This is a genomic window from Hoeflea sp. BAL378, assembly GCF_000759435.1.
Lineage (GTDB): Bacteria > Pseudomonadota > Alphaproteobacteria > Rhizobiales > Rhizobiaceae > Hoeflea.
Genome location: NZ_JRJG01000243.1, coordinates 1 through 504 on the forward strand (window position 1 = coordinate 1; position 504 = coordinate 504).

General features: G+C 62.5%; 1 protein-coding gene. It reads right to left on the reverse strand.

Going from position 1 to position 504, the window contains the following annotated elements:
- Window positions 1-503 (reverse strand): GTP-binding protein (locus LL06_RS25570; protein WP_035533775.1); only part of this gene is annotated, 503 nt, incomplete at its 3' end.
- Window position 504: the final 1 nt, after the last annotated feature.

A 504-nucleotide genomic window follows, 5' to 3' on the forward strand; every position in this document is an offset into this window, starting at 1 on the left:
CCCTTGACGATCGGAATGTCGTCGCCGGGGAAGTCGTAGGACGACAGAAGCTCGCGCACTTCCATCTCGACGAGCTCGAGCAGCTCGGCGTCGTCGACCTGGTCGATCTTGTTCAGGAACACCACCAGCGAAGGCACGCCCACCTGACGGGCGAGCAGGATGTGCTCGCGGGTCTGCGGCATCGGGCCGTCGGCGGCCGAAACCACCAGGATCGCGCCGTCCATCTGCGCGGCACCGGTGATCATGTTCTTCACATAGTCGGCGTGGCCGGGGCAGTCGACATGGGCGTAGTGGCGGGCAGCCGTCTCGTACTCGACGTGAGCGGTCGAGATGGTGATGCCGCGCGCCTTTTCTTCCGGCGCCGCGTCGATCTGGTCATAGGCCTTGTATTCACCGAAATACTTGGTGATCGCAGCCGTCAAAGACGTCTTGCCGTGGTCGACGTGACCGATCGTGCCGATGTTCACATGCGGCTTATTGCGCTCGAACTTACCCTTTGCCATC